Annotated in this window: 1 protein-coding gene; it reads right to left on the bottom strand. The window is 74.6% G+C overall.

Annotated elements, in window-relative coordinates; all coding sequences use genetic code 11:
* On the bottom strand, positions 1-735 hold a 735-nt coding region (locus tag PKE79_RS16510), incomplete at its 3' end, for a DUF222 domain-containing protein (protein WP_271174788.1).
* Positions 736-777 lie beyond the last annotated feature (42 nt).

The following is a 777-nucleotide window of genomic DNA, read 5'->3' as shown; positions in this document are numbered from 1 at the left end:
CCCCTCCCCACCCTCACCGACCCGCTCCGAATCCTCGAACCGCACACCCGACCCACCAGCCGCGCCCGCATCCGCGGCGCCCTCACCCGCACCCGCACCGCTGCCGGCGCCCGCGGCGGTGGTGGTTTCGGCGGTGCGGCGTTCCTGCCGGGCCAGGTCCCGCGCGTGCTGGCGCAGGGCCCGGGCGATCGCCTGGATCCGGGTCGCCTCGCCCACGATCTCCAGCGCCTGCGTCCCATCCGGGAGCACCTTCACCCACACACCCCGCCGCGCCATCGCCGACCGATGCCGATCCGAGAACGACCGCGGATCCAGCCTCTCCGCGAGAGCCTCCGCGAACACCCGCGTCTCGAACGGCGTCGCACCCTCCGCGTACCCGACGGCCGCGGCCTCGAACACCTCCCGCAGCCCATCCGGCAGCCGCATCCCGACCTGCCGGATCACGCCCGCGTGCCGACCCGTGATCCGCGCACCCTCCAGCGCCGCGAACGTCTCCGGGAACGACCCCACCAACACCATCGCATCCGAGATCCGGGTCTGCATCCGCCCCTTCGACTCCCCCAGAGCCGCCGCGAACTCCCCCGCCATCGCCCGGAACGGGAAGTCATACCGCGACGAGACCGCCCCCGACCTCGCCAACTGCGCCCGCGCGACCTCCCCCGCCTCAGCCAGCGCCTCAATCTCCAGCGCATCCGCCTCCGCCCGCAAAGCCCGCGCCCGACGCGCCCGCTCCACCGCCGAACGCGTCACCGCGACCTCCGCCGGAGTGGGCTCCCA

The organism is Microbacterium barkeri, from assembly GCF_027921765.1.
GTDB classification, from domain to species: Bacteria; Actinomycetota; Actinomycetes; order Actinomycetales; family Microbacteriaceae; genus Microbacterium; species Microbacterium barkeri.
This window is presented reverse-complemented; position numbering and strand designations above follow the sequence as displayed.